Raw genomic sequence first — 8,711 nt, 5'->3', positions numbered from 1 at the left:
TTTCTCCTTTGCATTCCAGTCATATGCACCCCGGACCATCCGGGACGAGGCGCACTGTAGGTCACATCGGCACACCAGACGTGATTGGGCCGGTCGATCACCAGCTTGCGCAGCAGATACGGATAGACCCGGTGCTGCGGATGGGGAGCGCTGGTGCGCGGCCGCTGGTAGATCGGCGTCAGGCCCATCTTCGCCATCAGCCGTCGGGCCCGGCGGCGACCGATCTGGTGGCCTGCACGGCACAAGTGCCTCGCCATCTGGCGGCTGCCATACCATGGGTAGTTCAGGAACGTCGCGTCGATCACCGCCATCAGCGCCAGCGTCTCATCGGTCTCCGGCACCGGCGCATAGTAATAGGACGAGCGGCTGATCCGCAGCAGGCTGCACTGGGTCGAGATCGACAGATGGTGGTGAGCAGGTTCGACCATCGCCCGCCTCCGATCCACGCTCATCGACCGAAGGCTTTCGCTAAAAAATCCCGCTCCACCACCAGTTGCCCGATCTTGGCGTGCAACCTTTCCACCTCGCTGTCGCTAACAGCCTTGGCTGCATCGCTAGCCCCGGAGAACGTGCCCGCCATCCCGTCAATGGCCTGCCGCTTCCAGGCCGCGATCATCGTATGATGCACGCCGTGCTTGGCGGCCAGCTCCGCCAGCGTCAGGTCGCCACGGATCGCCTCCAGCGCCACCTTGGCTTTGAAATCGGCGCTGTAGCGCTTCCTCGTCGTCTTCATTCCCGTACCAATCCATCAGGTCGGGATTAGCTTAGCATCCTGTCCAGAAATCCGGCACCACCTCAGATACCTCGATCTCGTCGAAGCGCTTCCAGCGATAGATCGCGAAGCTTGCAAGCCAACAAAGCACGAATAGCCCGATGATCGCAAAGCCGAGACTGTTGAAATTCTCGCCCAGTTTCGCAGCGAGGCTCCATGGCCACCCCGTAAGCCCGAGCTTGTCGCCGATCAGGGTCAGTGTCTCGATTCCTCCAATAACGATTGCCACGATCGCCGAGATCAGCGTGATAGTGATGTTATAATAGAGCTTGCGGATCGGTTTGACGAAGGCCCATTCATAAGCGCCCAGCATTACCACGCCATCCGCCGTATCGATCAGGGCCATGCCTACCGCGAACAGCGCCGGCAGAACTAGGATCGTTCCGATCGACAAGCCATTGGCGGCCTGGCTGGCCGACATGCCCAGAATCGCGACTTCGGTAGCCGTATCGAAGCCCAGCCCGAACAGAAATCCCAGCGGGGCCATGTGCCAGCTCTTGTTCACCAGGCGGAACATCGGCCTGAACAATCTCGCAAGCAAACCGCGCGACCCCATCAGAAAATCGAGATCGTCCTCGGCATAGTGTCCACCCGCGCGGACATGGGTGAAGGTCCGCCACACGGAGCGCAGGATGACAAGGTTCATGCCAGCGATAGTGAACAGGAACAGCGCGGAAATGACCGTCGCAACCACGCTGCCCATTTCCTTGAATGCACCGAACCGCGCTAGGGCGCTCGTCGTCACCGCGATGGTGATCGACGCGATCGCAATGATCCCCGAATGCCCGATCGCAAACCAGAAGCCGACCGATATCGGACGCTGCCCTTCCTGCATGAGCTTGCGGGTTACATTGTCGATGGCGGCAATATGATCGGCATCGACCGCGTGGCGCAGTCCCAGTCCCCACGCCAGCAAGGCGGTTCCCAGCATCAGGGGCTGCGCGTGAAAGAGACTATATGCCCAGATCCAGACGGCAATATTCGCGGCGATCAATCCCGTGAACAAGGCGCCGATCCGTCGACGCAGGGACGAAGATGGGTTCATGACGGGCTCCGTGATCGCAGGGAAAAAATATGGCGAGACAGTCGGCGCCGGATGCGCCGCATGTCCCGGCCGAGTTTGCGCATGCCCATCCAGGCCCCGGTCCCGCAGACTAGGGTAACGGCCGCGAGCAAGGGCAGGACGATGACATAGCGCCAGAGGCTTTGGCGCAAGCCCGGCAGATCGAAGGTGTGCGGCGCATTCCACAGCCAGCGTTCGGCGCGGCCCGTGCCATCGACGGCACGCAGCAAAGTGCCCGACGTCGCGTCGATGTAGAGGCGTGTGGCCTGAGGATCGGCCAGCACAGCGCGCCACACCGGCAATCGCACCGGCTCCTTGTGGGCGTAATAATAGCTGTCACCCTCGGACAGCAGGTCGAGTGACGCGACATGGGGGCCGCTGCGCAAGGCTGCCGTGACATCGGCCCGCGTCAGGACTGCGGGTTTGCCTGCACTGTCCAGCCGCACCATGCGTCCATCGGCGGCAATAACGACAAGCGCCATTTTCCCGCCGAGCGGCGCGCTTTCCACACGGACGGGATTGATGGGGAACTGGCGCACATTGGCCAGCGCAGTGCGCATATCGATCCAGTGCATCGCGCCCGCAAGGCGCTGACGCTCGACAAGGCCGGCATCGCTATCGAACAGACCCCAGGGGCTCATCGAAAACAGCCCGCTCCCGACCCATGTCAGGGTGAGCAGTCCAAAGACCAGCCCGGCCATATGATGCCACCACCACAAGCCGCTATAGGGGGAGCCTATGCTCCCATCCTTGCGTCGCCTCAGCCGGCTTATGCCGACCCAGATTCCGGTTACGGACAGGAAGCAGCCCGTCAGCGATGTCCAGATGACGACCTGACTCCAGACGGCGGGATTCTGGCGCAGCACAGTCGGGTAAAGCCAGTGCGGCACCGCACCTAGCCAACCCCAGAAGCGCTCGAAACGGGTCGTTTTTTGGACGACTTCGCCAGTCAGGCCAGCGATGTAGGCTGTCGAGCCTGCGGCGTCGGCATAATCGACCCGATAGAGCGGGCGGTTGGCGCGAAAGGTCTGGACTGTCCATTGATCGACGGAAATTGGCGTGATCGCGGCCACCGGCCCGGCAATCCCGGAATTGCTCCCGAATTGCGTCCCAACTTTACCGAGATACTCGCGGGAAAGCGGTGCCAGCAGCGCGCCTGTTCCGAGGTCATAGCTCTGCGGTGACGCGCGCATCTGCCAGATCGCACGGCCATCGCCCTTTTCAGGCACGACTCGCAGCACGGGCTTGCCCGCAACCATCTCGAGGCGGGCAGAGGCCAGACGGGTGTCGGGTGGCAAGGCGATCCGCGCCAGACTGCCACCGGCCGGCAAATGCAGGGGTGACAAGCCCCGGATCTGTTCGGCCGGCAACAGCCGGGGATAGTCGACACAGAGCATCACGAACCCGCTTAGGCACCACAGCGTCATCACCGCGCCGACGATGACCCCCATCCAGCGATGCAGCACGAGCAGCGGCGGCAGTAGCCTGCCCCGGCTGCGCGGGCGCGGCACCGTCACGGAGTTCGCGACTCCGTGCATCGTCAGAAGCGCGCGCTGATCGAAAAATCGACCGAGCGTGGCCGCCCGAGCAACCATTGCTCGTCGTTGTAGGTGGTGGTCGCGTAGTCCTTGTCGAACAGATTGTAGACCCGCAGGTTGGCCGCAACGTTCTTCGTCACGGCAAACGAAACGCCCCCATCCACCACAGCATAGCCGGGTACGCGGAACTGGTTGGCGTTGTCGGAATACGTTTTTCCGACATAACGCAGGCCAAGACGTGTCTGGAAGCGCGAGGTTACATCATAGCGCAGCCAGAGATTGGCGGTGACCTCGGGCACCCCCGGCGGAGTTTTGCCGGTATAGGATACGCCGCCTGCATTGAACGCATCGAAGCGCGCATTTAGCACACTGGCATTGGCATCAAGTCCGAACCCTTCCGGCAATTCGAGCGAGAGCGAGCCTTCCAGCCCCTTCGATGACCGCTGCCCGACCTGCAACAATGTCGTGCTCGTCAGATTGGCGGGATCGCGGACCAGCAGGTTCTTTTTCACGATGCGGTAGGCTGCGAAAGTGAAGGTTCCCCGGCCGTTCCAGAAACTCGTCTTGAAGCCGGCCTCGACCTGATCGCCCGTCGCATTCTTGAACTGGGCGGTGCGGGGGGAAAAGGTCACCAGCGAACCTAACGGATCGACCGCGGTGGCATACTGGGCATAGAGCGAAAGCGTGGGGAGCGGTTGATAGACGCCCCCTACTCGCCAGGTCGTGTTGCTGAGGGACTTGTCCAGAACCTGCGTTTCGGCCGCGTTAGCCGTGATCGCGTAGCGCTTCACATTGGCATGTTCGTGATTGATCGCGGCAACCAGCGAGATCTGGTCGTTCAATTCCAATCGGTCTTCGGCAAAGAACGAATATTGTAGAGTGCGTGTCCGAAAGACGGGCCGGATCGGCACCGTTGTGTCGAACAGGCCGGGAACGAAGACGAAGGGATCGACCGGGCTGTCGGGAATGCTGGCCGCGCCGGGATAGAAGTCGTTCGAGTGCTTGAACTTGATGTGATTGACGTCGAAGCCGATCACGAAATCATTGTTCAGGTCCGCGATCGGACGGCTCACGGTCAGGCTGGTCTGATCGCCCACTTGGGTCTGGGCGTGATCGATCCCCAGATAGTCGGTGCGATCGACCTTGCCGGTCGTACCGTTCCAGAAATAGCTCTCAAGGTTGCGCCAACGCCGGTTCGTCGTCAAGCGATAGGCAGTGCTGACTAGCTCAATGCCATCGGCCAGTCCCCATTCGGCCTTCAGCGTGGTGCGATTGTCCTTGTAGTGGATGACCGCATCCGAGACGTCGTAGTTCAGGCGCTTGTTGCGATCATCGAGCCTGCCCCCAATCAGCGGCGTTCCGAAATAGCGCATGGGGTTCTGATCGCTGTAGTCGTCCGACAGCGTGAGGCTGAAGTTGTCGGTCGGCGCGAAGCGAAGCGAACCGGAAATGGCGAGGCCGTTCGAGCCGCCGCGCTCGACCCAGCCATCCGAACCTGTCCGACTGGCATCGATACGATAGGACAGCGTGTCACTCACGGGGCCTCCCACACCGGCGCCGATACGCCAGCTGTTCTGCGATCCGTAGCCTGCCTCGAAATCGAAAGCTGTCCGGTCCTGGCGCGGCTTTTTGGAGATAACATTGACCGCGCCGCCGATCGCGCCTTGCCCGTAGAGGACCGAGGCAGGGCCACGCAGCACTTCGATCCGATCGACGGTCCAGGGATTGGTCGGAAACGTAACGGTGCCTGCGCCAGGGTAAAGGCGAACACCATCGTACAGGATCATGACGGAGCCCTGATCGCTGAAGCCGCGCGCTGCGAGGCCGGTCCCGCCATTGCCGGGATTCGCAACTGAGCTGATTCCGGTCGCGCGCGTGACGGCATCGACGATCGAGAGGTCACCGCGTGCGCGGATGACATCGCCCGACAGCGTTTCAACGCTGGCCGGGGTCTCAAGGATGGTCAGGCCAAGACGGCTTCCCGTTTGCGTGGAAGCGTCGGCATCGTTGTCGCGGGTACCCAGAACGAAGATGTCGGACTTGTCGGTAGTCTCGGATGCATCTTCAGCATAGGCAAGGGTAGGCAATATAAGCACAGCGAGCGCGCTGCTGGAAAGGATGGTCTTGATCACGAAAAAGTCCTCCGGCGTCTTGCGACATGGCCGGGGCAAACCCGTGCGAACGGGCGGAACGCGAGGCGGACGGACGCCACGAGCGGCCGACGCACGTCTCCGATGCGGCCCCAGCCGCTCGTTCGTCGCTCAGACGGAGTTCACCGTGCCGCAGCCATCCCCTGGACCAAGGCAAGAGCGACCAGACGCCGGCAGGTCTCCTGGCTCGCGGGTCACAGCTTGATGCACGCCTTCCCAGGCCTCGCATGATTTAGGGGTCGGTTCCGGCTGAGGGCGAAATGACACCCTAAGCGCTGGGGTCCTTGGGCCACAGGTATTCTCCGGTGAGGAGGATGTGCGCCCATCCGAGCGGTGAGACATGGGCGAGAAGATGGTCGGGGGTATCCAGCCCTTCGCGTCGTCGGGCTTCGACGGCATGGCCGAGGTGCAGGGTGTTCCAGTAGACGATGATGGCGGTGAGCAGGTTGAGTCCGGCGATCCGGTAGTGCTGACCCTCGGTGGTGCGGTCGCGGATCTCGCCTTGGCGGCCGATGCGCAGGGCATTCTTCAGTGCATGGTGCGCTTCGCCTTTGTTGAGGCCGACCTGCGTTCGGCGCTGCATGCCGGCATCGAGTATCCATTCGATGATGAACAGCGTCCGCTCGATCCGACCAACCTCGCGCAGTGCGGCTGCCAGATCGTTCTGGCGCGGATAGGCGGCGAGCTTGCGCAGGATGCGGCTCGGCGCAACCTGCCCCGCGCTCATGGTGGCCGCGCAGCGGAACAGGTCGGGCCAGTTGGAGACGATCAGCCCCTCACGCGCCTTCCCGCCCACCAGCGGTCGCAGCTCGCTCGGTGTGGCGTCCGGATCGAACACGTAGAGCCGTTTGGACGGCAGGTCGCGGATGCGCAGCACGAGGCGGTAGCCGAGCATGGCGCTGGTCCCGAACAGATGATCGGTGAACCCGCCGGTGTCGGCGTACTGCTCCTCGATCCGTCGCCCGGCCTCGTTCATCGTCAGCCCATCGAGCAGATAGGGTGCCTCGCTGACGGTTGCGGGGATGGTCCGCGATGCGAACGGCGCGAAGCGGTCGTTGACGTGAGTATAAGCCTTGATGCCGGGGTCGTTGCCGTAGCGGGCATTGACCGTGTTCATCGCCTCGCCCTGCCGCGCGGCGGGGTAGAACTGGCCATCGGCCGAGGCAGTGGTGCCCATGCCCCAGACCCGCGCCATCGGCAGCGCGCCTTGCGCGGCGACCACGTTGGCCAGCGCCTGGTCGATCGCCGCGCTTTCGACATGCCAGCGTGCGAGACGGGACAGTTGCCAGTAATCATGGGTGTTGGACGCCTCGGCCATCTTACGCAGCCCCAGGTTCAATCCCTCGGCGAGCAGGACGTTGAGCAGGCCGATCCGGTCGCCACACGGAACACCGGTGCGCAGATGGGTGAAGGCGTCGGTGAACTCCAGCGCAGCGTCCACTTCGAGCAGCAGGTCGGTAATGCGGATGGGCGGCAGGCGACGGTAAAGGTCCAGCACCAGGTCATCGATCCCGTCCGGCGCATCGGCGGCCAGGCGATCGATGCGCAGCGTCCCGTCCTCGATGCTGCCTTTCGGGATCGTACCGTTGCGCGCGGCGCGACCGAGCCGGGCGAGGCCATCGGCGAGACGGGCCTTGCGGTCCGCGAGCCAGACATGCGGATCGGACGGTACGGCCAGCTTCGCAGCATGCGCGACTTCCATCGATACGAGGACGTTGCGAAGGTCACCGTACCGGTGCGAGCGGTCGAGCCAGATGTCACCCGAGCGCAGCGCGTCGCGCAGATGGAACATGACCGCGACTTCCCGGAGGCGCGCATCATCGTCGCCCTTCGCCCGCAATTGACGCCGCCATTTGGAATGTGGGCGCAGGAAATCGTCGGTCGCCGGGAGCGCGTCTTTGGTGGCGATGGCGATCACCGCGTCCAGCAAGGGGCGCGCAGCCGACGCGGCTTGGAGATGGAGGCAGCGCAGCATACGCGGGGCATAGCGACGGAAGCGGTGATACCCCTGATCGACATGCGCCAGCGGATCATCGCCAAGCGTGTCCGTCAGAATCCTGGCCGTCGCGACGAGGCGGGAGAGATGGTCCCATCCCGCCGCACGCGCGACCGCATCCTCCAGCGACGCGCCGTCGCCATGCGCTTCGAGCAGCGACTGGCCAAGCGCAGTGAAGCCGCTCAGCGTCGCAGTGACCCCACCTCTGGTTTCCGCGGCGCGTACGTCATGTAGCTGCTTCGCCTCGCGCCAGGTGCGCCCGACGATCCGGTCATGCGTCTCGATCACCGCATCCGCGGTCGCGGTAGCCCACTCGATGATGCAGACCGCGAGGATGGCGCGACGCCGGTCGGCACCGAGATCGCGCAGGCCATCGGCGAAGTAACGTTCGCCCTGTCGGCGCAGCCGGGCGACGCGATGCGGCGGGACGTCGCCGAGCAGGCGGGCATCGAGGTTCATCGCACGCAGGAACTCAAGCCGGTCGAGCAGTCGATTTGCCGCGGCGGAATTGTTGCCCGGCTCGATCCGGCGCAGCCAGATGAAGCGACTGATTGCCCCCGGCAGCATCTCGGTCGTCAGCCGGTCGAGACGGGTGCAGGCGACAAGATCAAGGCGAGATGCGATGCGCTTCTCGATGCTGCGTTCGGCCGCGACGAGCGCATCCGCGCACAGGCGCTCGATCGTCGTGATCGCCGGCAGGATGGTCATGGTATCGCGGCAGCGGGAGATGAAGCGCCGGGCGAGATCGTCGTTCGAGTGTGCCTGCTCGGCTTCGGCGAACAGCCAGTCACGGAACGTCCGTGCCGGCGCGCCCTGACCAGGAAACGTCCTGTATCCGTAGATGGAGCGCAGCACCTCCATATGTTGCTGGCGGGTCTGGCGCCGGACGGCGTAGTGGACGAGCACGTCACCGGCGATGCCGAGCTGGGCGCCGAGGAAAGCGGATACCGCGAGCGGGATCACCTCGCCCGGCACCAGCATTCGTCCCGGATAGCGCAGCGCGCACAGTTGCAGCGCGAAGCCGATCCGGTTTTCCGGTCGGCGTCGCCGGTCGATGTGGATCAGGTCGTCGTCCGCCAGGATATAATGCCGTAGCAGCGACGCTTCGTCGGTCGGCAGGTCGAGCAGCGACGACCGCTGCCGGGCGCTCAGGATATGGCGTCTCGGCATGCGGCTTTGTCCCTGTTGAACA

Annotated in this window: 4 protein-coding genes and 1 pseudogene; all 5 read right to left on the bottom strand. The window is 63.6% G+C overall.

What is annotated here, in order from left to right; all coding sequences use genetic code 11:
• Positions 1 to 733, bottom strand: a pseudogene (locus AX703_RS26855) (IS3 family transposase); the annotation flags it as partial.
• Positions 734 to 764: 31 nt separating this feature from the next.
• The gene (locus tag AX703_RS18230; RefSeq protein ID WP_062346084.1) at positions 765 to 1,817 is read right to left on the bottom strand and encodes a HoxN/HupN/NixA family nickel/cobalt transporter; all 1,053 of its coding nucleotides are present in this window, start codon (positions 1,815 to 1,817) and stop codon (positions 765 to 767) included.
• Entirely contained in the window at positions 1,814 to 3,352 is a 1,539-nt protein-coding gene (locus tag AX703_RS18225) for a peptidase (RefSeq protein WP_369821038.1), read from the bottom strand. Before AX703_RS18225 ends, AX703_RS18230 begins: the two co-directional genes overlap by 4 nt.
• A 23-nt stretch (positions 3,353 to 3,375) precedes the next feature.
• On the bottom strand, positions 3,376 to 5,505 hold the full coding sequence (locus AX703_RS18220; RefSeq protein WP_062346082.1) for a TonB-dependent siderophore receptor: 2,130 nt from the start codon (positions 5,503 to 5,505) through the stop codon (positions 3,376 to 3,378).
• Positions 5,506 to 5,791: 286 nt separating this feature from the next.
• Entirely contained in the window at positions 5,792 to 8,689 is a 2,898-nt protein-coding gene (locus AX703_RS18215; protein ID WP_062346080.1) for a Tn3 family transposase, read from the bottom strand.
• Positions 8,690 to 8,711: the final 22 nt, after the last annotated feature.

This window comes from Novosphingobium sp. CCH12-A3 (genome assembly GCF_001556015.1).
Classification (GTDB): Bacteria; Pseudomonadota; Alphaproteobacteria; order Sphingomonadales; family Sphingomonadaceae; genus Novosphingobium; species Novosphingobium subterraneum.
The sequence above is the reverse complement of the archived record's forward strand: the minus strand, read 5'-3'. Positions and strand labels throughout refer to the sequence as shown.

Excerpts from the sequence above, each read along its gene's own strand:
- AX703_RS18230 (WP_062346084.1), bottom strand. The coding sequence starts at position 1,817 with ATGAACCCATCTTCGTCCCTGCGTCGACGGATCGGCGCCTTGTTCACG.
- AX703_RS18215 (WP_062346080.1), bottom strand. The coding sequence starts at position 8,689 with ATGCCGAGACGCCATATCCTGAGCGCCCGGCAGCGGTCGTCGCTGCTC.